At 64.9% G+C, this 20,825-nt stretch carries 19 protein-coding genes and 2 pseudogenes; 16 read left to right on the forward strand and 5 right to left on the reverse strand.

Features of this window, described 5'->3' with window-relative positions; genetic code table 11:
• Positions 1–6: 6 nt before the first annotated feature.
• The 4 genes from NHH73_02040 (at position 7) to NHH73_02055 (ending at position 2,839) form a co-directional block, all read left to right on the forward strand.
• Complete coding sequence (locus tag NHH73_02040; protein ID USX27101.1) at positions 7–753, forward strand: MgtC/SapB family protein; 747 nt, start codon at positions 7–9, stop codon at positions 751–753.
• Between the two features lie 4 nt (positions 754–757).
• Positions 758–1,369, forward strand: a complete 612-nt coding sequence (locus NHH73_02045) for a DUF924 domain-containing protein (protein USX27102.1) — start codon at positions 758–760, stop codon at positions 1,367–1,369.
• Positions 1,369–2,202 carry a DUF2520 domain-containing protein gene (locus NHH73_02050; protein USX27103.1) on the forward strand — a complete coding sequence of 278 codons (834 nt, stop codon included), beginning with the start codon at positions 1,369–1,371 and terminating at the stop codon, positions 2,200–2,202. Before NHH73_02045 ends, NHH73_02050 begins: the two co-directional genes overlap by 1 nt.
• 274 nt (positions 2,203–2,476) lie before the next feature.
• The gene (locus NHH73_02055) at positions 2,477–2,839 is read left to right on the forward strand and encodes a hypothetical protein (protein ID USX27104.1); all 363 of its coding nucleotides are present in this window, start codon (positions 2,477–2,479) and stop codon (positions 2,837–2,839) included.
• Positions 2,840–2,855: 16 nt separating this feature from the next.
• Here the strand turns inward: NHH73_02055 and NHH73_02060 are convergent, their stop codons facing one another.
• Positions 2,856–3,452, reverse strand: coding sequence for a molybdopterin-dependent oxidoreductase (locus NHH73_02060; GenBank protein ID USX27105.1), 597 nt, complete (start codon positions 3,450–3,452; stop codon positions 2,856–2,858).
• Positions 3,453–3,494: 42 nt separating this feature from the next.
• On the opposite strand from NHH73_02060, the gene NHH73_02065 reads away from it, so the two are divergent.
• The 4 genes and pseudogenes from NHH73_02065 to NHH73_02080 all read left to right on the forward strand — a co-directional run bounded on the left by NHH73_02065 (position 3,495) and on the right by NHH73_02080 (position 6,818).
• Positions 3,495–4,091: an alpha-ketoglutarate-dependent dioxygenase AlkB gene (locus tag NHH73_02065; GenBank protein USX27106.1), complete on the forward strand. Its 597-nt coding sequence runs from the start codon at positions 3,495–3,497 to the stop codon at positions 4,089–4,091.
• A gap of 243 nt (positions 4,092–4,334) precedes the next feature.
• A pseudogene (locus tag NHH73_02070) lies at positions 4,335–4,817 on the forward strand (MCP four helix bundle domain-containing protein).
• A 291-nt stretch (positions 4,818–5,108) separates the two neighbouring features.
• Positions 5,109–6,038 (forward strand): annotated as a pseudogene (locus tag NHH73_02075) (methyl-accepting chemotaxis protein).
• A 195-nt stretch (positions 6,039–6,233) separates the two neighbouring features.
• Positions 6,234–6,818 carry an outer membrane beta-barrel protein gene (locus tag NHH73_02080; protein ID USX27107.1) on the forward strand — a complete coding sequence of 195 codons (585 nt, stop codon included), beginning with the start codon at positions 6,234–6,236 and terminating at the stop codon, positions 6,816–6,818.
• A 77-nt stretch (positions 6,819–6,895) separates the two neighbouring features.
• Here the strand turns inward: NHH73_02080 and NHH73_02085 are convergent, their stop codons facing one another.
• A complete protein-coding gene (locus tag NHH73_02085; protein ID USX27108.1) occupies positions 6,896–7,315 on the reverse strand; it encodes a helix-turn-helix transcriptional regulator in 420 nt (139 codons plus the stop codon).
• A 123-nt stretch (positions 7,316–7,438) separates the two neighbouring features.
• Between NHH73_02085 and NHH73_02090 the strand changes: the two genes are divergently transcribed.
• The 4 genes from NHH73_02090 to NHH73_02105 all read left to right on the forward strand — a co-directional run bounded on the left by NHH73_02090 (position 7,439) and on the right by NHH73_02105 (position 9,909).
• Entirely contained in the window at positions 7,439–8,173 is a 735-nt protein-coding gene (locus NHH73_02090) for an SDR family oxidoreductase (protein ID USX27109.1), read from the forward strand.
• Between the two features lie 31 nt (positions 8,174–8,204).
• Positions 8,205–8,804 (forward strand): NAD(P)-binding domain-containing protein, encoded by a 600-nt coding sequence (locus tag NHH73_02095; GenBank protein ID USX27110.1) that lies wholly within the window; start codon positions 8,205–8,207, stop codon positions 8,802–8,804.
• Between the two features lie 80 nt (positions 8,805–8,884).
• Positions 8,885–9,307 (forward strand): nuclear transport factor 2 family protein, encoded by a 423-nt coding sequence (locus NHH73_02100; protein ID USX27111.1) that lies wholly within the window; start codon positions 8,885–8,887, stop codon positions 9,305–9,307.
• A 2-nt stretch (positions 9,308–9,309) separates the two neighbouring features.
• Positions 9,310–9,909, forward strand: a complete 600-nt coding sequence (locus tag NHH73_02105) for an NAD(P)/FAD-dependent oxidoreductase (protein USX27112.1) — start codon at positions 9,310–9,312, stop codon at positions 9,907–9,909.
• Here NHH73_02105 and ettA read toward each other — a convergent pair.
• Positions 9,899–11,566, reverse strand: a complete 1,668-nt coding sequence (ettA, locus tag NHH73_02110; GenBank protein ID USX27113.1) for an energy-dependent translational throttle protein EttA — start codon at positions 11,564–11,566, stop codon at positions 9,899–9,901. The two genes, NHH73_02105 and ettA, sit on opposite strands and share 11 nt — an antisense overlap.
• A gap of 174 nt (positions 11,567–11,740) precedes the next feature.
• On the opposite strand from ettA, the gene NHH73_02115 reads away from it, so the two are divergent.
• Complete coding sequence (locus NHH73_02115) at positions 11,741–13,633, forward strand: peptidase M61 (protein ID USX27114.1); 1,893 nt, start codon at positions 11,741–11,743, stop codon at positions 13,631–13,633.
• A gap of 69 nt (positions 13,634–13,702) precedes the next feature.
• The gene (locus tag NHH73_02120; GenBank protein USX27115.1) at positions 13,703–14,302 is read left to right on the forward strand and encodes a PEP-CTERM sorting domain-containing protein; all 600 of its coding nucleotides are present in this window, start codon (positions 13,703–13,705) and stop codon (positions 14,300–14,302) included.
• Between the two features lie 22 nt (positions 14,303–14,324).
• On the opposite strand, the gene rarD is transcribed toward NHH73_02120, so the two are convergent.
• Positions 14,325–15,206, reverse strand: coding sequence for an EamA family transporter RarD (gene rarD / locus NHH73_02125; GenBank protein ID USX27116.1), 882 nt, complete (start codon positions 15,204–15,206; stop codon positions 14,325–14,327).
• 232 nt (positions 15,207–15,438) lie between these two features.
• Here rarD and NHH73_02130 point away from each other — a divergent pair, with 232 nt between their 5' ends.
• Both NHH73_02130 and NHH73_02135 read left to right on the forward strand, forming a co-directional pair.
• Positions 15,439–17,319, forward strand: coding sequence for a potassium transporter Kup (locus NHH73_02130; GenBank protein ID USX27117.1), 1,881 nt, complete (start codon positions 15,439–15,441; stop codon positions 17,317–17,319).
• Positions 17,320–17,439: 120 nt separating this feature from the next.
• Positions 17,440–18,312: an FKBP-type peptidyl-prolyl cis-trans isomerase gene (locus tag NHH73_02135; GenBank protein ID USX27118.1), complete on the forward strand. Its 873-nt coding sequence runs from the start codon at positions 17,440–17,442 to the stop codon at positions 18,310–18,312.
• 64 nt (positions 18,313–18,376) lie between these two features.
• Here the strand turns inward: NHH73_02135 and NHH73_02140 are convergent, their stop codons facing one another.
• Positions 18,377–20,815 carry an ABC transporter permease gene (locus NHH73_02140; protein USX27119.1) on the reverse strand — a complete coding sequence of 813 codons (2,439 nt, stop codon included), beginning with the start codon at positions 20,813–20,815 and terminating at the stop codon, positions 18,377–18,379.
• Between the last annotated feature and the right edge of the window lie 10 nt (positions 20,816–20,825).

Below are 20,825 nucleotides of genomic sequence, written 5' to 3' on the forward strand. Positions count from 1 at the left end.
CTCGACATGCCCGCCATCGATTTCCTGAGCGCCTACTGGTCGCACGACGAGCTAGCGACCAACGCCGTCATCCTGCTCAATCTAATGGGTGCGCTGGCCCTGGGGCTGATGGTCGGCTACGAACGCTCGTACCACGGGCGCGCGGCGGGCATGCGCACCTATGGCCTGGTGTGCATGGCGTCGGCCGCGCTCACCGTCATCGGCGGCTATCCGGGGCACTGGTTCGGCGGCCACGTGTCGCAATATCTGATCAACTCCGACCCGACCCGCATCGTGCAGGGCATCGTCACCGGCATCGGCTTCCTCGGCGCCGGCGTGATCATGCGCGAGGGCTTCAATATCAGCGGCCTGACGACGGCCGCATCGATCTGGGCCTCGTCGGTGATCGGCGTGATGGTGGGGGTGGGCTTCTATCTGGGCGCGATCGGCCTGGCGATATTGTGCGCCGGCTCGATGATCTTCCTGACCCGCGTGGAGAGGTGGTTGCCGTCGCGGCATGCGATCGCCATCACCATGCGTTTCAAGGCGGGGTATATGCCGCAAGAGCCGGCGCTGCGGGCGATGGCGCTGCAGCGCGGCTACGAGATCGCCGGCGGCTCGCTGATGATCGGCAGCGACGGCGGCCAGCAGGAGTGGCGCTTCGTCGCCATCGCATTGAGCAAGCGCAGTGGCGCGCCGATGGCGGTGCTGTCGGCCGAACTGGCCGCGTTTGACGGCATCCACAGCTTCCAGCTATCGCACGCGAGGAACTAAGACGATGAATGAACAAGCCCAAGCCGTATTCGATTTCTGGTTTCAGCCCGGTCCCGGCCAGCCTGCCGACGCCCCGCGCCGCGAGTGGTTCCAGAAGGACGACGCCTTCGACCGCGAAATCGGCAACCGTTTCGGCGCGCTGATCGCGCTGGCGCTGGCCGGCGGCCTGCTGGAATGGGATGCGGAAGGTCCGCCATCGCGACTGGCGCGCATCCTGCTGCTCGACCAGTTCACCCGCAACGTCCATCGCGGCACGCCGCAGGCCTTCGCCGGCGACGCGCTGGCGCTGCAAGCGGCGCAGGCAATGGTCGACGCCGGCCACGATGAGGCGCTGCCGCCGCTGCAGCGCGCATTTGTCTACCTGCCTTTCGAGCACGCCGAGGACATGGCGATGCAGGAGCTGGCCGTGGCGCTGTTCACGTTGATGGAAAACGAAGAACGCGATGTCGTATCCGCGGCCACCCTCAAGGGCATCGGGGGTTCGCTCGACTACGCGCAGCGCCACCGCGAGGTGATACGCCGCTTCGGCCGCTTCCCGCACCGGAACGCGATCCTGGGCAGGCCATCGACCGCTGAAGAACAGGCCTATCTCCAGCAGCCCGGATCGGGATTCTGATGACGCCGGGTTTGAATGTGATCGGCGCCGGCCATGTGGGCCGCGTGCTGGGGCGTCTGTTCGCGCTACAAGGCTGCTTCACCATCCAGCAGGTGCTCACGCGCTCCGTGGCTTCCGCCCGCGACGGCGTGGCCTTCATCGGCGCCGGCGACGCGGTCGAGCGCTACGATCAGTTGCAACCGGCGGCGGTGCACGTGCTGGCCGTCGGCGACGACCAGATCGCCGGCGCCTGCGCGGCCTTGGCCCAAGCCGTGCCGCTGGCCGGCAGCGTGGTCTTCCATTGCAGCGGCGCGCTCGCATCCGGCCAGTTGCAGGCCGCGCGGGAAGCCGGCGCGCTGGTCGCCAGCGTGCATCCGATCCGCAGTTTCGCCGACCCGGCGGCGGTGGCCGCGCAATTCGCCGGCACGTTTTGCGGCATCGAGGGCGATGCCGGCGCGCTGGCCGTGCTCACGCCGGCCCTGACGGCGATCGGCGCGCAACCGGTGCCGATCGATGCCGCCGCCAAAACCGTGTACCACGCGGCCGCCGTCTTCGCCAGCAATTACCTGGTCACGGTGCTGGACGCCGCGCTGCGCGCCTACCAGGCAGCCGGCATACCGGAGCCGGTGGCGCGCCAAATGGCGCAGCCGCTGGCGGCCGAATCGATGGCCAATGTATTCCGGCTGGGCGCCGCCGCCGCGCTCAGCGGGCCGGTCGCGCGTGGCGACATGGCGACGGTCGAGCGCCAGCAGCGCGCCGTGGCCGGCTGGGACGCCGCTACCGGCGAGCTGTACCAGGCACTGGTGGCGCCGACGACCCTGCTGGCGCGCAGAAAACATCAAAAAATGCCCTGAGGCGTCCCCCGTACACGCTTTGGCACTTATCTCCTTGCAAATTACTACATAACAACTATATTTTAGACAGGGTTGCCTGTGGTCTGGCGCCGTGTATGGTCATGCGTTGCAGTTTTATTGGTACGAATTCACAAATAAGTGGCGGGATTTGTCGACAAACGCGGCGATTCACAATAAGCTTGTTTCTCAGAATGTTTTCTTTGAGAATCAAGAAGTACACGATACAACACGTCAGCAAGACTGCAGCCGGCGCCAATTGGATAGGGGTAAGAACATGTTATTTTTGAAAAGTACGACCGTCACTAAGGCGCCAGGCATTTACGACGTCGACATCGCCGCCAAGCCGCCAGGCAAAACCTTCGGCGTCTTCATGGCCACCGATCCGGACAATCCGCCGGCCGAAGTGCTGGCAGCGCTGGCCGCGATGGGCTTCAAGAACACCTACAGCGGCGGCTACACCCACAAGGACCGCGGAAAGGTGCTGGACCTGCACTTCCAGAAGGACGGCACCGACCTGTTCCAGGGTTGGAAGGCCGAGGAAATGGAAGCCAACATGGCCGCCATCACCGCGCTGTTCAGCGGCATCGGCATCACCATCACGCCGCGCGTGATGACCTTGGCCGAAGCGTACGCTTAAAACCTTCCGCGCGGCGTCACGCCGCCACCTCGATGTGATACAAGGCCCACGGGCAGGAGCCAAACCGCTCAGGCAGCGGTTTGCCTGCCATGTCGGGCACTTTGTCGGCATCGTAGATCGCCCATAGCGGACCAAGCCCGCCCAGCGCCATCGCCGTCCCGTCCAGATGGGTGGCGACGATGTAGCGCTGCGCGCGCGCCTGCGCCACCGTAATCGAGGCCGCGTAGCCATCCACCGCCCGCAGCACCAGCCTGACGTTGTCGCCGAGCGCGCCGCCGGCCGCCTTGACCACGTCCAGCAGCAGCGGGCCACTCAGCGTGTGCGCCTTGGCGTCGTATTCCAGGGTCGGCTTGATGGTGACGGCGGGCAGCGCGGCCAGCGCCGCGAACGTGAACGCGTGCGCCTTGTCGAAACCCAGCTTTTGCTTGAACATCATCTGGTCGCGCACCGGGTCGAACCTGTCCCGGTTGGGCTTGCCGATAGCGCCGGTGACGGTCAGCAAGGCCGGGCCGGCGGTGGCGACGGCCGGGGCGGCGGCGCCGGCCCGGCCAGCGGGCAGGGCGGCGGCCAGGCCGCCGGCGACGGCGCTGCCCAGGAACTGGCGTTTTTTCATGCGGTTTCTCCTCGATCGCGTAGTGCCGGTATCATACCGCGCATGGACTTATTCGCCGACGACACCGCCCTGACGCCGATCCCCATCGACGATGGCGAACTGTGGTTTCAGCAACGGCTGGCGCTGGACTGCCCGCCGGCCGAGGTCATGCAACGCCTGCTCGACGAGACCGATTGGCGCCACGAACAGGTGCAGGTCTGGGGCAAACTGCACATGCAGCCGCGCCTGACGGCCTGGCATGGCGAGGCGAGCTATCGCTATTCCGGCAAGACCTTCCATCCGCTGCCGTTCACGCCGCTGCAACTGCACATCAAAGAGGCCGTCGAGCGCGCCACGGGACGCCGCTTCAACAGCGTGCTGCTGAACTACTACCGCGACGAGCGCGACAGCATGGGCTTCCACGCCGACCACGAGCGCGAACTGGGGCCGGACCCGGCCGTCGCCTCGGTCAGCTTCGGCGCGCCGCGCACCTTCATCCTCAAGCACCGGCGCCTGCCGAAGACCGTCAAGCTGGCGCTGGGCGACGGCTGCCTGCTGTTGATGGCGGGCACCCTGCAGCAGCACTGGCTACACGGCATCAACAAAGAACGCACGCCGCGCGGTCCGCGCATCAACCTGACCTTCCGCATGATCCGCTGAACCGTTGGTCAACGGCAACAGCTTGCAAGGTGCAAGACCAAATAAGCGGGTCACGACCGCCGGCCCGATGTGTTGAACAAACCCGCGCCTGCCGCCGTTTTTTGATGCAGTGCGCCTCGATGTTCTGGACAACTTCCCAAGGCGCCGCGCCGCCGTCGTTTGACGCGGTTTTTCGAGGAATACAGCCGCCGTTTCCGCTGCTATCTTTGCCTTCTCAAAACGGGAGGCGTTATGTTTAGAAGCATGAAAGTGGGTACCAAGCTGATCGCGGGATTTGTGTTCGTCTCGATACTGGGCGCGATCGTCGCCTGCATCGGCATCTTCAGCATGGGCGATATCAACGACCAGGCCGACAGCATGTACTCGGAGGACCTGATGGGCCTTTCGTACATCAAGGAAGCCAATATCAACCTGATCTACGCGGGCAGGTCGCGCAACAGCTTCCTGCTGGCCACCACCACCCAGGAGCGTGCCGGGCATCGCCGCGACATCGACAAATACCTGTCCACGGTCGACGACTATTTGCAGAAGGCGCGCCCCTTGTTCATCAGCCAGGAGGGGAAAAAACTGCTCGACGACTACACCAGCTCTTCGCGCGAGTACAAGCAATTGCTGTCGCGCGCGCTCGCCCGGGCGGAGGCCGAGCCGCTGGCGCAGCGCAGCGATGAACTGACCGGGATGCTGGTGGCCGCGCGCAAGCAGGCCGACGTGCTGGACGACATGCTGACCGCGATGACCAGGATCAAGGAGGCACGCGCCAAGCAGAAATCTGACGAGACTACCGAGCTGTTCGAATCGAGCCAGGAACTGATGATCGGCCTGGTGCTGGGTAGTTTGTGCCTCGGCCTCGGTCTGGGTGCGCTGATCGCCCGCGCGCTCACGCGCCAGCTGGGCGGCGAACCCGCCTATGCCGCCGACGTGGCCGGAAAAATCGCCGGCGGCGACCTCACCGTCGACGTCGCGCTGCGCCACAACGACCACGACAGCGTGCTGTTCGCCATGAAAACCATGCGCGACAGCCTCGGCGGCATCGTCGGCGAGGTGCGCGCCGGTACCGACATGATCGCCACCGCCTCGTCGCAGATCGCCAGCGGCACCCAGGACCTGTCGGCGCGCACCGAGCAGCAGGCCGGCGCGCTGGAGGAGACCGCCTCCTCGATGGAGGAGCTGACCTCCACCGTCAAGCAGAACGCCGACCACGCGCGCCAGGCCAACCATCTGGCGCTGTCGGCCTCGGAGGTGGCGCAAAAGGGCGGCGCGGTGGTGGACGAGGTGATCGGCACGATGGGTGCGATCAACGAATCGTCCGGCAAGATCGCCGACATCATCGGCGTCATCGACGGCATCGCCTTCCAGACCAATATCCTGGCGCTGAACGCGGCGGTTGAGGCGGCGCGCGCGGGCGAGCAGGGCCGAGGTTTCGCCGTGGTGGCCACGGAGGTGCGCAACCTGGCGCAGCGCTCGGCGGCGGCGGCCAAGGAAATCAAACAGTTGATCGACGATTCGGTGAGCAAGGTCGACGCCGGCGCCAAACAGGTCGACCAGGCCGGCGTGACGATGCGCGAGATCGTTGCCAGCATCCAGCGGGTGACCGACATCATGGCCGACATCCAGGCGGCCAGCAGCGAGCAAACCACGGGTATCGAGCAGATCAACGAGGCGATCGTCCAGATGGACCAGGTGACGCAGCAGAACGCGGCGCTGGTGGAGCAGTCGGCGGCGGCGTCGGAATCGATGCAGGACCAGGCCAGGAGGTTGTCGCAGGTGGTCAGCGTGTTCCGGCTGGAGCAGCGGCACGTGGCGCTGGCCGCGCCCGCCGCGCCGGTGTCCCGTCCGGCACTTGCCAAGCCGCCCGCCCGACCGGCCAAGGCGCCGCTACGTGTGACCGATGCCGGCAAAACCAAGGCTGCGGCAAGCACCGCAACCTCCGATTGGGAGGAATTCTAAGACTTCTTAAGCTTGGCTTAAGTTTGGTGAAGCGGCTATTATACCATGAAACATATGGCTTACACTTGGTCACACTTATTACTAATTCGGTCGTGACGGACGATGGTCGGAGTGCTATCTTGAACACATCGCAATTCAAAGAACTGCGATCCCAAGCAAGTCCCACTTCAATCATTTTGCTGAAAGATCGATATCATGAAAAAAATTCTGTTCGCATTAGTCGCTTCCGCTGCCGCCCTGAGCGCCACTTCCGCCTTCGCCGATGACGCAGGCACCGGTTACATCGGCGCCGGCGTGGTGGGCAGCCGTTACGAGTTCAACGCGCCAAACGCGCTGAGCGGCGACAACCACAGCGGCTACAAGGCCGGCGGCAAGGTCTACGGTGGTTACAACATCGACCAGACCTGGGCTGTGGAAGCGGGCTATACCGACTTCGGTAAAAAGTCGTACAACTACACCTCCAACGGCCTGCCTGGCGGCGTGCGCACCGATGCGCACTCCTACTACCTGGCCGGCAAGGGCACCTGGCCTGTGAACCAGCAGATCGCGCTGTTCGGCAAGCTGGGCGTGGCGCGCAACACCAACGAAGTGACCACCACCGGTTTCTCGACGGTGAGCGGCGACAAGGACAAGACCGCGCTGTACGCGTCGGTCGGTGCTGAATATGCCGTCAACAAAAACGTCAAAGTCTCGCTGGAATATGAAAACTACGGCAAGAACGACATCGATACCGGTCGCAAGAGCGGCGCTGTGACGGCGGGCCTGCGTTACGCGTTCTAAGTTTCAAGCGTTCAAGCAATAGCAGCAAGAAAGCCACCGCGAGGTGGCTTTTTTCGTTCCGCGCCGCGTGCGCGATGTCAGCGTAGCTTGTTGATCAGCCGGCGCGGCGCCTGTTCCACATCCTCCTCGGGCAAACTGGCGCGGCGGGCGAAGATGGCCGCCATTTCGGCCATGTGCTCGCTTCCCCACGTGCACAGCGGGACGATGGCCTCGGCCAAGCTGCCCCCCAGCGGCGTCAGCGAGTAATCCACGCGCGGCGGCACCTCCCGGTAGTCGTTCCGTGCAATCACGTGGTCGGCCTCCAAATCCTTCAATTGCTGGATCAGCACCTTGTCGCTGACGCCTTGGGTCAGCCGTTTGAGCTCTCCGTAGCGCTTGGGGCCGTCGCGCAGGAAAAACAGGATCAGCGGTTTCCACTTGCCCGAGATGATGCGCAAGGTGGCGTCGAGCCCGCAGGAAAAACCACCGGTGCCGCAGGTTTCATAGGTCGTCATCATTTTTCCAAAAAAGGGGTACTTACCAAAAAGTGCATACTTGTCCTTAGGTTAGCAGCTCGTTATATTGGCCGTCAAGGAAGCAATCCCTGCTTCCTTCACCCTGCAACGAAAAGGACACCTGTCATGACCAGACTGAATGGAAAAACCGCCGTCATCACCGGCGGCGCCACCGGCATCGGCCGCGCCGCCGCCAAACGCTTCATCGAGGAGGGCGCCTTCGTCTTCCTCTACGGCCGCCGCCAGGACGCGCTCGACGCCGCCGTCGCCGAGCTTGGCCCCAACGCCCGCGCGGTGAAGGGCTCGGTCTCGGACGAGGCCGACCTCGACCGGCTGTACGCGGCGGTCAAGGCCGAGCGCGGCACCCTGGACATCGTCTTCGCCAATGCCGGCGCGGGCAGCCAGGGCCGGCTTGGCGAAATCACCGCCGCCCACATCGACGAAACCTTCGACACTAATGTCAAGGGCACGATCTTCACAGTCCAGAAGGCGTTGCCGCTGATGGGCCAGGGCGGGTCGATCATCCTGACCGGCTCGAGCGCCGGCACCACGGGCGCCCCGACCATGAGCGCCTACAGCGCCAGCAAGGCGGCGGTGCGCAACCTGGCCCGCACCTGGGCGGAAGATCTGAAGGGCACCGGCATCCGCGTCAACGTGCTGTCGCCCGGGGCGACGGCGACCGAGCTGGCGAAGGCGGCGTTGGGCGAGGAGGGGCAAAAGGTCTACGCCGCGATGACGCCGCTCCAGCGCATGGCCGATCCGGCCGAGATCGGCGCGGCCGCCGCCTTCCTGGCGTCGCCGGACAGCAGCTTCATGACCGCCAGCGAGCTCGCCGTCGACGGCGGCCTGGCTCAACTGTGATGCGCCAGGCAGGCGCACGAAAGGAGCATCTATGACTTACGCAATTATCGGCTTCGGCAGCGTCGGCAAGGCGCTGGCCAAGGCATTCGCCCGCAGCGGCATCGAGGTAGCCGTCGCCACCACGCGCGACCCGGCCAGCTTTGCCGCCGACGCAGCCGCGATCGGTCCCGGGATCAAGCCGGCCACACTGGCGCACGCCGTCGAGGCCGACGTCATCTTTTTGGCGGTCCGGTTCGAGTCGCATTCGGATGTCGCCAGGGCGCTGTCGAGCTGGAAGGGCAAGACCATCGTCGACGTCACCAACGCGTATGGCGTGCCGCCCGAGCAACTGGGCGGTCAGCCCTCCGCCAAGGTGGTCGCACAGGCGTTCACCGGTGCAAAACTGGTCAAAGGCTTCAACCATCTGGTCGCCGGCGTGCTTGAGCAAGATCCGGCCGTCCACGGCGGCAAGCGCGTGGTCTTCCTGGCCAGCGACGACGACGGCGCGGCGACGGAAGTCGCCACGCTGGCGCAAAAGTTCGGCTTCGCGCCGGTCAAACTGGGCGGTCTCGCGGAAGGGGGATTGCTGGTGCACGCGCGCGGCAATAGCTGGGGCCAGCTGATCTTCAAGGACCTGGTCAAGTTCGACTGACGCTGAAGTCCCGGCGTATTGCGATCGTGTCCGCGCTGTTCGCGGACACGGTTTCTGGTAACGAATAGGGAGGAATTTCGATGGGCACCGAAGAGAATATCCAGCTTGTGAAAGATGCGTTTGACGCGCTCCGAAGCGGTGACCTGCAAGCTTTGCTGGCGTCCACCGCCAGCGATGTCGAGTGGATCGTTCCGGGCGAGTGGGCGCTGGCCGGCACGCATTGCGGGCACGCGGGATTGACCGCATTGTTTAAGAAGGCTGGCGACGTGGTGGACATCTCCTACCCAGAGCCGCTCGAATTCATCGCGCAGGCGGACCGCGTTGTCGTCGTCGGCTTTGCCAGGGGAACGGTCAAAGCGACGAATAAGGCATTCGATGACCGTTTTGTCTTCGCCATCACCGTTCGAAACGGCAAGGTGGCGAAGATCCGCGAATATATCGATACGCTGGCGTTGGCGCTGGCCTCCGGGACGGCAGAGAACCCGCGTCCCGGCGGAGCCTGACAATGGCGCTCGAACAATGGCAAGAGCGCCAGCGCGTCGACTGCCTCGTCATCGGCGGCGGCCCCGGTGGACTGACGGCCGCGCTCTATCTCGCGCGCTTCCGGCTGACCGTCCAGGTCGTTGACCGGGGCGCGGGCCGGGCGGCGTCGATCCCGCTGACGAGAAACTACCCGGGTTTCCCCGACGGCATTAGCGGCCGCGACTTTGTCCGCCGCATCGGCGAGCAGGCCGTGCGCTACGGCGCGCGCATCGCCGCTGCCGAAGTCGAGGCGGTGGAGCGGTCCGGCGACGGCTTTCTCTGTCACACGGGTAAGGGGCTGATCGAGGCGTCGACGGTGATCCTCGCCACCGGCATACGCGACGTCCGCCCGCCCATCGATGACGCGCTACACGACGCCGCGCTAGCGGCCGGGATGATCCGTTACTGTCCCATCTGCGACGGCTTCGAGGTGGTCGGCCGCGTCGGCGACGTCGTCGCCGGCCTGAACCAGATCAGCCGCGCGACCGCACAGGCCGCGACAGCCGCCACGGCGTTGCGCAACGATCTGGCCGCGAGACCGGCAGGAAAACGGCCGGCCGCGCTAATACCGCTTATACCGTAAGCGGTTTGTAACGGATACGTTTCGGCTTGGCGCCTTCTTCACCCAGGCGTTTCTTCTTGTCGGCTTCGTATTCCTGATAGTTACCGTCGAAGAAGGTGACCTGCGAGTTGCCTTCGAACGCCAGGATATGCGTGGCGATACGGTCCAGGAACCAGCGATCGTGGGAGATCACCAGCACGGAACCGGCGAACTCGAGCAGCGCGTCTTCCAGCGCGCGCAAGGTTTCGATGTCCAGATCGTTCGACGGTTCATCGAGCAGCAGCACGTTGCCGCCCTTGAGCAGGGTCTTGGCCAGGTGCAAACGGCCGCGTTCGCCGCCGGACAGGTTGCCGACGATCTTCTGCTGGTCGGAACCCTTGAAGTTGAAGCGGCCCAGGTAGGCGCGCGACGGCATGTCGAAGCGGCCGACGGTGAGCATGTCGGCGCCGCCGGAGACGTCCTCGAACACGCTCTTGCTGTCGCTCAGGGTGTCGCGGTTCTGGTCCACCAGCGAGACGCGGGCGGTCTGGCCGATGACCACTTCGCCGCTGTCCGGCTGGTCCAGGCCGGCCACCATCTTGAACAGCGTCGATTTACCGGCGCCGTTCGGGCCGATGATGCCGACGATGGCGCCAGGCGGGATGGTGAACGAGATGTTGTCCATCAGCAGGCGGTCGCCGAACGCTTTCGAGACGTTCTTGAATTCGATGACTTCGTTGCCCAGACGCTCGGCCACCGGGATGAAGATCTCCTGGGTCTCGTTGCGCTTCTGGTATTCGTATTCGCTCAGCTCGTTGAAGCGGGCCAGGCGGGCCTTCGACTTGGCCTGGCGCGCCTTTGGATTCTGGCGCGACCATTCCAATTCCTTGGCCAGCGCTTTTTGACGCGCCGATTCGGTCGATTCTTCCTGCTTCAGGCGGTTGGCCTTCTGATCCAGCCACGACGAATAGTTGCCCTTCCATGGAATGCCATGGCCGCGGTCCAGTTCCAGGATCCATTCGGCGGCGTTGTCGAGGAAGTAGCGATCGTGGGTGATGCCGACCACGGTGCCGGGGAAGCGCAGCAGGAACTGCTCCAGCCATTCGACGGACTCGGCGTCCAGGTGGTTGGTCGGTTCGTCGAGCAGCAGCATGTCGGGCTTCGACAGCAGCAGCTTGCACAGCGCCACGCGGCGCTTCTCGCCGCCCGACAGCACGCCGATCTTGGCGTCCCATGGCGGCAGGCGCAGCGCGTCGGCGGCCATTTCCAGTTGCAGGTTCAGGTTGCCGCCGTCGGAGGTCGAGATGATCGCTTCCAGACGGGCCTGCTCGGTGGCCAGCGCGTCGAAATCGGCGTCCTCTTCGGCGTAGGCGGCGTACACGGCCTCCAGCTTGGCTTGCGCCTCGAACACTTCGCCCAGACCCGATTCGACTTCTTGGCGCACGGTTTTTTCCGGATCGAGCTGCGGTTCCTGCGGCAGGTAGCCGATGTTCAGGCCCGGCATTGGCACGGCTTCGCCCTGGATGTCGGTGTCGATGCCTGCCATAATTTTCAGCAAGGTCGACTTACCCGAGCCGTTCAGACCCAGCACGCCGATTTTTGCGCCTGGGAAGAAGGACAGCGAAATATCTTTCAGAATCTGGCGCTTGGGCGGGACGATTTTGCCCACGCGGTTCATGGTGTAGACGTAATTTGCCATTCAGGGGGAGCTTTCAAGAGAGTAAGGGATAATCCGTATCCAGCATTATAGGCGCAGCGGACAGCGCCGGACACATTGCGCGCGCATCCGGACACCCGGTTTCAGCAAATTCAAGGACTTAGCGATGGCACGGATCGTGCTCATCACGACTGTTCTTTATTCACATCAACATCCATGAAAAATACGATTTGCGCAGTCCTGTTTTGCATCGCCGCGGCAGCGGCCACGGCGGGCACCGCCGCCTTGCCGGCGCCGCGCGACATCCCCTTCAAGGGCGAGATCAAGGTGAGCGTCGATGCCACCGACCAGGTTCATAAAATCCTGCGCGTGCGCCAAACCATCCCCGTCCAAGGCCGGGGGAAGATGGTGCTGATGTATCCTCAGTGGGAAACCGACAGCCACTCGGCCACCCAGGAGCTGACCGGGCTGGCCGGCCTGATCGTCAAGGCCGGCGGGCGGCGCATCGAATGGCTGCGCGATGGCGGCGATCCCTACGCCTTCCATATCGACGTTCCCGCCGGCGCGCGCGAACTGGAGGTGGAATTCCAGTTCCTGTCGCCCACCGCCGGCAACGTGCTGATGAGCCGCGACATGCTGACCTTGCCGTGGCAAAAAGTCGCGCTGTATCCGGCCGGCTGGTTCATCCGCAACATCGCCGTGCGGGCGGAACTGAAACTGCCGGCGGAATTCCAGTACGCCACCTCGCTGGAGACGGCCGCCGTCCACGACCAGCTGGTGTCGTTCAAACCCACCACGTTCGAGGACCTGGTCGATGCGCCGGTGCATGCGGGGCGCTACTTCAAGCGCATCGAACTCACGCCCGGCGCCGCCCGTCCGGTGCGTCTGAACATGATCGCCGACAATGAAGCCGCGCTGGCCATCCCGCCGGCCCTGCTGGACAAATACCGCGCGCTGGCCACCGCGCTGCCCGGCTTGTTCCGCTCGCAGCACTACCGCCATTACGATTTCCTGCTGACCTTGTCCGACATCCTGCCGTCTGCCGGAGGGCGCGAACATCAGGAGTCGAGCGAGAACAACCTCGCGCTCGACTTTTTCACCCGGCCGGACGCGCATCTGCCGATGGCCGACCTGATCGTGCATGAGTACGCGCACTCGTGGAACGGCCGCTTCCGCCAGCCGGCCGACCTGTGGTCGCCGACGATGAACCAGCCGGTGCGCGGCAGTCTGCTCTGGGTGTACGAGGGGCAGACCGAATTCTGGGGCCGCGTGGTGGCCGCGCAACTGGGTTTCCGCACCCGCCAGCAAACGCTGGACGCGCTGGCCGTCGATGCCGCCAACGCCGTCGCCCGCAGCGGGCGCGAGTGGAAGTCGCTGGCGGACAGCACCAACGACCCGCTGTACATGCCCGGACGCCAGATGCAATGGCGCGACTGGCAGCGGCGCGAAGATTACTACGGCGAGGGCGTGCTGCTGTGGCTGGACGTCGACATGCTGCTGCGGGAGCGCACCGGCGGCAAGAAAAGCCTGGCCGATTTCGCCGGCGCCTTCTTCGGGGTGGGTGGCAACGCGCTGGCCACCAGCACCTACAGCTTCGCCGACGTCTGCAAGGGACTCAACGCCATCGCGCCCCACGACTGGGCCGGGTATTTCAACACGCGCCTGCGCGCCCACGATGACAGCCACCTGCTCGACGGCCTGGGGCGCGCCGGCTACCGCCTGGTCTACACCGACGAGCCGACCGAATATTTCGTTCAAAACGAGGGCTTCAACGTCCGCGGTATGGATTTGAGCGCGTCGCTCGGGCTCACCGTGGGCAAGAAAGGCGTGGTCAGGACGGTGGCGTGGGAGGGACCGGCGTTCCGCGCCGGCGTCGGCATCGGCGCCAAACTGACCACGGTCGGCGGACAGCCGTACAGCGACGACGCGCTCAAGCAGGCGATCAAGACGGCGGCCGCGACCAACCAGCCGATTTCGCTCGGCTTCGAGGCCGACGGCCAGCAGCAAACCGTGCTGATTCCCTATTACGGCTCATTGCGCTACCCGCGTCTGGAACGCGTCCCCGGCAAACCCGATCAGCTGGAACACCTGCTGACGCCCATTCGTTAAATTAATATAATGATAATTAACTTTTAGATATGTTACATTGTAATTTCCATAACCAATACGGGGATTACAATGTTTATTCGCACACTGGCCCTTGCGGCCGCTCTGCTTGGCGCGCAGGCGGCGCAAGCCGGCACCATCTTTTACGACGATTTCAACAACGATTACGCGGCAGGCAACAAGACCGATTTCCTGCATGGCTGGAAAGTGCCGGTCGGCACGGTGGATGTGGAAACCCCAGGCTGGTATCCACAGGTATCGAACAGCGGCAATTTCGTCGATCTCGACGGCACGAGCTATGTCGGCGGCCTGTTCGTGAACTCGGTGTACGTGACCGCCGGGACCACCTACGAATTGCGCTTCGACCTGGCCGGCAATCAGCGCTCGTGGGGCGTGGACACGGTGGTGGTGGCCTTCGGCAGCACGTCGCAGATTTTCAACGTGCAGGACAATCAACCGCTGACCACGCTGTCCTTGTGGTACACCCCGCTGATCGACGGCGTGGCGTCGTTCAGTTTCCATAACCTGGGCGGCGACCTGCGCGGCGCTTTGCTCGACAACGTGTCGGTCTCGGACGGCGTATCGGCCGTGCCGGAACCGTCCACCTACGCGATGCTGCTGGCCGGCCTCGCAGGCGTGGGCGCCATGGCGCGCCGCCGCCGCGAAGGCTGATCGCCAGCCGACAACTTGGCAACTAGGCAGCCGGCGCCCGCCGGCTGCTCCACAGTCCCTCTGCCACGTACAGCGCCAGCGCGGCCCAGATGATGACGAAGCCGAGCAGGCGCGCCGGCGGAAACGCTTCGTGGAACACCCACACGCCCAGCAGCGCCTGCATGGTCGGCGACAGGTATTGCAGCAGTCCCAGCGCGGCCATTGGAATCTTGCGCGCGCCGGCGGCGAACAGCAGCAGCGGAATGGCCGTGATCGGCCCGGCCGCCGCCAGCAGCCAGCGGGTGCTGTCGAACTCGCTGTTGACGAAGGTGTTATGGCCGTTCATCGTCAGCCAGACCACATAGATCAGCGCCAGCGGAAACAGGATCATCGTTTCCAGCGACAGGCCCTCGAGCGCGGCGAGCGCAGCCGTTTTGCGCAGCAGGCCATAGGAGCCGAAAGTGATGCCCAAAATCAAGGCAATCCACGGCACTTGGCCGGCCGTCCACGTCAGCCACAGCACGCCGCAGGCCGCCACGCCGATCGCCACCCATTGTGCGCGCCGCAGTTTTTCCTTCAGCACCACCACGCCCAGCAGCACATTGACCAGCGGATTGATAAAGTAACCGAGGCTGGCGTCGATGACGTGGCCGTTGTTGACCGACCAGATATAGACGAACCAGTTGGCCGACAGCAGCACGGCGCTGGCGACGAAGCTGGCCAGCACGCGCGGCCGGCCTAGGGTTTGCGGCAGCCACTTCCACTGGCGCCGCGCGGTCAGCACGATGGCCAGGAACAGCAGCGACCACAGCATGCGGTGCGCCAGCATTTCCAGCGCCGGCACCTCGGCCAGCGCGTGGAAATACAGCGGGAACAGTCCCCAGCAAAAGAACGCAAAGGCGGCGTAGGCAATACCTGGATTCATGGTGCGCAGCGGCGTAAAGGGGCGGGCCGACATTATCGCCCAATTAACCCGGGCTTGCTGGCCGCAGGGCAACAACGACGTCCCGGCAGCGCGCCATGCTCGCGCTCGCGGCCACAGCAGCGTACACTGACGCTATTGACTAATTGGAATGCCTGCGTATGCCAAAATCTCCTTGCCTTTTGCAAATAGTTATCCTATTGTGCAACGCACCAAAACAACAACAGGTGCAATCTTGACCGAGCAACACAAGAAAAGCAGTGTCGCCGCCCTTACCCTGGCGGCGGTCGGCATCGTCTACGGCGACATCGGTACCAGCCCCCTTTACACCCTCAAGACCATCTTCGACCCCGATCACGGCCTGGTGTTGAACGAATTCAACCTGCAGGGCATCATTTCGCTGATTTTCTGGGGCCTGACGATGATCGTCTCGCTCAAGTACGTCACCCTGGTGCTGCGCGCGGACAACCGCGGCGAGGGCGGCATCATGGCGCTGATGGCGCTGGCGCTCAATTCCGTCACCAAGGCCGCGCCGCGCTGGCATTTTCCGCTGATGCTGGTGGGCGTGTTCGGCGCCACCATGTTCTACGGCGACAGCGTCATCACGCCGGCCATCTCGGTGCTGGGCGCGATCGAGGGCCTGGAAGTGGCCGCGCCGGGCCTGGAGCAGTACATCGTGCCGCTGTCGATCATCGTTCTGGTGTCGCTGTACGCGCTGCAAAGCCAGGGCACGGCCGGCATCGGCCGCTGGTTCGGGCCGATCATGGTGATCTGGTTCGTGGCGCTGGCCGTCATGGGCGTGATCAACATCGTCGCCGCGCCGCAAATCCTGTACGCGCTCAACCCGCTGCACGCCTTCCACTTCATGCTGGCGAACCGCATGATCGCCTTCGTCGCGCTGGGCGCGGTGGTGCTGGCCTTCACCGGCGCCGAGGCGCTGTACGCCGACATGGGCCACTTCGGCAAAAAACCGATCCGCGCGGCCTGGTTTTTGATCGTGTTCCCGGCGCTGGCGCTGAACTACCTGGGCCAGGGCGCGCTGCTGCTGACGCACCCGGAGGCGGTGTCCAACCCGTTCTTCAACCAGTTGGGTTCATGGAGCGTCTACCCCCTGGTGGTGCTGTCGACGATGGCGGCGGTGATCGCCTCGCAGGCGACCATCTCCGGCACCTTCTCGATGACCAAGCAGGCCATCGCCCTGGGCCTGTTGCCGCGCATGCGCATCCTGCACACCTCCGCCACCGAGATCGGCCAGGTCTACATCCCGGCGGTCAACTGGCTGCAGCTGGTGGTGGTGCTGATGGCGGTGATCGGCTTCGGCTCGTCGGACAAGCTGGCCGGCGCCTACGGCATCGCGGTCACGGCCACCATGCTGTGCACCACCGTGCTGACGTTCTTCGTGATCCGCTACCGCTGGCACCTGCCGCTGTGGCTGTGCTTTGGCGCCACCGGCTTCTTCGTCGTCATCGACATCCTGCTGTTCTCGGCCAGCACGCTCAAGCTGTTCCACGGCGGCTGGTTCCCGCTGCTGCTGGCGATCATCCTGTTCACCATCATGCTGACCTGGAAGCGCGGGCGCGAACTGGTGTTCAAGAATCTGCAAAAGCACGCGATTCCGCTCGAGGAGTTCCTGTCGTCGCTGTTCGTGGCGCCGCCCACGCGCGTCTACGGCACCGCGATCTTCCTGCGCGGCGAAAGCGACGGCGTGCCGCACGCGCTGCTGCACAACCTGTCGCACAACAAGGTGCTGCACGAGCGGGTGGTGTTCTTCACCGTGCATATCGTCGAGGAGCCGTGGGTGTCGGAGGCCGAGCAGGTCAAGGTGATCGACCTCGGACACCAGTGCTACCAGGTCAATGTGTTCTACGGCTTCAAGGACGAACCGGATATTCCGAAGGTGCTGGCGCAGTGCGAGTGTCTGGGCCTGCCGTTCGAGATGATGGAAACGTCGTTCTTCATCGCCCGCCAGACGGTCATCTCGACCCCCGGCCACGGCATGGCGCCATGGCGCGAGCATCTGTTCGTGACGATGTCGCGCAACGCCCGCGGCGCGGCCGACTACTACCAGATTCCGCCCAACCGCGTCATCGAACTTGGCACGCAAGTGGAAATATAAGCACACAATCGGCGCTAAAAGATGTAACCGAATGTAGTGCTTGGGGCGGCGGTGCCGGCGTCTGCTAAACTTCTGCTCCTAAAAGCTTGCACGAATATGAACTGTTCATCAAAGGTCATCATGAAATCGAAGTTTCACATTATTGTTGCTGTTGCCTGCCTGGCGATCTTGACGGCCTGCGGTGGCGGTTCGAAAAAATCCGATCCGGTCGTGGTGCCGCAGCCGGCCTACGCGGTCAAGGATGTCACGGTCGGTCCGGCCAGCGCTCCTGTGGCGGAGAAGGGCGACCTGGTCGCCGTCGCCTACACCGGCTACCTGTACAACGCCGCCAAGCCGGACGGCATCGGCGACAAGGTGGAAAGCTCGATCGACAGCGGCACCACGGCGCCGCCGTTCACGCTGGGCGTGGGCGGCATCGTGCCGAATGGCTGGGACCTGGCCGTCGCCGGCATGCGTGTCGGTGGTGTGCGTCTGGCCACCCTGCCGGCCAATCTGGCCTACGGCGCCACGGTGCGCGCGGCGCAAACGGTCTTGGGCGTCCCCTACGCCGCGCTACCGGCCAATTCGCCGCTGGTCTACGAACTGCGCTTGATCAGCGTCATCAAGCCTAACCAGTTGCCTAATCAGCCGGGTGGCACGACGTTGGCCATCACCGAAGTTTTGGCGGGTACGGGCACCGCCGCGACGGCCGGCAAAACGGTTTCTGTCGTCTATACCGGCTATCTGTATGATGGCACGGCCACTGGCGGCAAGGGCAAACAGTTTGATACCAACCGCGATACCACACCCGCGAAGCCCGCTTTGCAGTTCGTGATCGACGCGTCGCCGCTGCAAGTTATCCCCGGCTTCAACCTGGGTGTGAAGGACATGAAGGTCGGCGGAAAACGTACGGTCTACATTCCCGCGACCCTGGGCTACGGCTCTGCGGCGCAGACTGGCATCCCGGCCAACTCGAATTTGATCTTTGACATCGAACTGACGTTGGTCAACTGATAGAGCTAGATAGAACAACGATGGCAGCCAATCAAATGGCTGCCATTTTTTTCGTCTATACGGCTTAGTCGCGCAGCGCCAGGGCCGGCGCGATGCGCATTGCCGCCAGCGTGTGGCGCGCGGTGGCCAGCGCCACGATCAGCAGCGCGACGGCCAATGCCGCCGCCGGCGCCCAGGCGCCCAGCGGCGTGCGCTCGACAAATGGCGCCAGATAGTGCTGGATCGCCAGCGCGGCCGGCGGCAGCCCGACCAGCGCGGCGACGCCCGTCAGCAGCAGGAATTCACGCCCCACCAGCGCGCCGATGGCCGCGCGGCCGGCGCCATGCAGCTTGCGCAGCACGATCTCGCGCGCGCGCCGCTGCACGCTGTTCGCCGCCAGCACGTAGATGCCGAACGCCGCCAGCGCGAACACCACGGCGGTGGCGCAGGCCAGCATGCTGGCCACGCGCAGGTCGTCGGCATAGGCCTCGGCGTGGTAGCTGCCGGCGTGCCGTATGATCGGCGGGGATGTCGGGAAGTAGCGCAGCGCGGTCGCGACGATTGCCCGCTCCAGCGCCTCGGCCGCGCCGCGTGCCGATGGCGCGGCGCGCATCCGCACCGTCAGCAGGCGGCTGCTCTCGGCCGGCAGGTACAGCGTTGGGCCGACCGGTTCGCGCAAGGTGTACCAGCGGATGTCCGGCGCCACGCCGACGATGCGCCAGTTCGAGTCGGGCAGGCGCTGGCCCAGCGCCTGTTGCATCGACTTCCAGCCCAGCGCCGTTACCGCCGCCCGGTTGATGACGATATTGCGTTCCGCATTCTTGCCGGCGCCGGCGTTGTTGTCGATGCGCGGGTCGAGCAGCCGCCCGGCGATGGCGGACAGGCCGTAGACATCGAAGAACTCCGGGCTGACGAATTGCGCCGCCATGCCGGCGGTACTGCCGTCGGTACGCCGCAGCGAAACGCTACCGCGGGTGCCGGTGTGGTCGTCGCGGCCGGGCACAAAGTGGCTGTCCGCCACGCCGGCGACCTCCGGCAAGCGCGCGACGGCGTCGCGGAACGCCCGCGCTTGCGCATCGCCCAGCCCTTTGCTCATTTCCACCACCAGCAACGGCGCCGGATCGAAGCCCGGCGGCGCCCGGCCGGCGAACTGGGTCTGCCACAGGATCGCCAGCGCCATGCTGCCGGTCGCCATCGCCGTGGCGAACTGCAAGGCCGTCAGCACGCGCCGCAGCCATGCGCCGCCGGCCGTCTCGCCGCTGCGGTGGGCCAGCGCAGCGCCCATGTCGATGCCCCGCGCCAGCCAGCCGGGATACAGACCCGCCAGCGCGCCCACTACCACACCGGACAGCAGGCCGCCCGCCAGCGACATCGGCGTGAAGACGCCGTCCAATCGGCGGTCCAGCAGTTCGGACAATAGGGGCAGCAGCAGCCATGCGATCAGCATGCCCAGCGCGGCGGCGGCCAGTGACAGCAGCAGCGATTCGGCCATGAACTGCGTCAGCAGCCGGCGCGTGCTGGCGCCCAGCACGCGCCGCACGGCGATCTCGCGCTGGCGGCGCAGCGTGCGCACCGTCGCCAGGTTGACGTAGTTGACCACGGACAAGCCAAGGATCAGCAGTCCTGCCGCGCCCATGGCCAGCACCAGGCGCATGTCGCCGCGCGGGCCGCTGCCCATGGTGTTGGCGACGCTGCGGTCGAAATAGGCGTCTGCCAGCGGCCCGAGACCGATATCGACCATTTTGCGGCCGTTCAGCATGGTCGTCATTTCCGGCGTGGCCATGCTCTGCCACGGCGCGCGGTCGACGACATCCTGCAGGACCTTTTGCAGCGCCGCCGCGCTGACGCCGGCGCCGGTCTTGATGTAGATGCGGCCCTCGATCCCCATCCAGTTGGACAGCGCCCGCTGGCGCTCCGCGTCCGGCCACAGCGCGCTGCCGATGCCGACCATCGCGCCGAACTGCAAGGTGCTGTTGCCCGGCCTGTCGTCCAGCACGGCGCGCACCTGCAAGGTTTGACCATCGATGTCCACGGTCTTTCCAAGGGCATCGGTGGTGCCGAACAACGCCAGCGCGGTCCGCCGCGTCACCGCCAGGCCGTCCGGCAAGGTCAGCGCCTGTTGCAGGCTGCCTTCCCGCGCCCGCAGGCCGGCAATGCGTTCAAAGGCCGGATCGACCGCCATGACCTCTAGTTCGCGCGCGCGGCCTTTCAGCGACGCCGTTGTCTTGTGCGGCCACCACACGCTGGCTTCCAGCGGCAAGCCGCTGCGCAGTGCCACTTCGCGTATCGCGAACGGCGTGTATTCCATCCACTGCGGCTGCGGAATGAAGTTGAGCCGGTGTTTGATCACGTAGACGCGCTCGCGCTGCGGCACGTCGCGGTCGTAGCTGAACGAGTAAGCCATAAACCCGAGCAGCAGGAAGCAGACCGCGAAGCCGGTCGCCAGCCCCAGCAGCTCGACGGCCGATTGGAACGGCTGGCGCACCAGCAGGCGCCAGCCGATGCGAAAGTCCCTTAGTCTCATTTGCATCTCC

The organism is Oxalobacteraceae bacterium OTU3CINTB1, assembly GCA_024123955.1.
Taxonomy (GTDB): domain Bacteria; phylum Pseudomonadota; class Gammaproteobacteria; order Burkholderiales; family Burkholderiaceae_D; genus Rugamonas.

Coding starts and splice junctions, on each gene's coding strand:
- ettA (USX27113.1), bottom strand. CDS start 11,566: ATGGCAAATTACGTCTACACCATGAACCGCGTGGGCAAAATCGTCCCG.
- NHH73_02100 (USX27111.1), top strand. CDS start 8,885: ATGGGCACCGAAGAGAATATCCAGCTTGTGAAAGATGCGTTTGACGCG.
- NHH73_02135 (USX27118.1), top strand. CDS start 17,440: ATGAAATCGAAGTTTCACATTATTGTTGCTGTTGCCTGCCTGGCGATC.
- NHH73_02140 (USX27119.1), bottom strand. CDS start 20,815: ATGAGACTAAGGGACTTTCGCATCGGCTGGCGCCTGCTGGTGCGCCAG.
- NHH73_02090 (USX27109.1), top strand. CDS start 7,439: ATGACCAGACTGAATGGAAAAACCGCCGTCATCACCGGCGGCGCCACC.
- NHH73_02105 (USX27112.1), top strand. CDS start 9,310: ATGGCGCTCGAACAATGGCAAGAGCGCCAGCGCGTCGACTGCCTCGTC.
- NHH73_02065 (USX27106.1), top strand. CDS start 3,495: ATGGACTTATTCGCCGACGACACCGCCCTGACGCCGATCCCCATCGAC.
- NHH73_02115 (USX27114.1), top strand. CDS start 11,741: ATGAAAAATACGATTTGCGCAGTCCTGTTTTGCATCGCCGCGGCAGCG.
- NHH73_02095 (USX27110.1), top strand. CDS start 8,205: ATGACTTACGCAATTATCGGCTTCGGCAGCGTCGGCAAGGCGCTGGCC.
- rarD (USX27116.1), bottom strand. CDS start 15,206: ATGAATCCAGGTATTGCCTACGCCGCCTTTGCGTTCTTTTGCTGGGGA.
- NHH73_02050 (USX27103.1), top strand. CDS start 1,369: ATGACGCCGGGTTTGAATGTGATCGGCGCCGGCCATGTGGGCCGCGTG.
- NHH73_02060 (USX27105.1), bottom strand. CDS start 3,452: ATGAAAAAACGCCAGTTCCTGGGCAGCGCCGTCGCCGGCGGCCTGGCC.
- NHH73_02040 (USX27101.1), top strand. CDS start 7: ATGCCCGCCATCGATTTCCTGAGCGCCTACTGGTCGCACGACGAGCTA.
- NHH73_02085 (USX27108.1), bottom strand. CDS start 7,315: ATGATGACGACCTATGAAACCTGCGGCACCGGTGGTTTTTCCTGCGGG.
- NHH73_02055 (USX27104.1), top strand. CDS start 2,477: ATGTTATTTTTGAAAAGTACGACCGTCACTAAGGCGCCAGGCATTTAC.
- NHH73_02045 (USX27102.1), top strand. CDS start 758: ATGAATGAACAAGCCCAAGCCGTATTCGATTTCTGGTTTCAGCCCGGT.
- NHH73_02120 (USX27115.1), top strand. CDS start 13,703: ATGTTTATTCGCACACTGGCCCTTGCGGCCGCTCTGCTTGGCGCGCAG.
- NHH73_02080 (USX27107.1), top strand. CDS start 6,234: ATGAAAAAAATTCTGTTCGCATTAGTCGCTTCCGCTGCCGCCCTGAGC.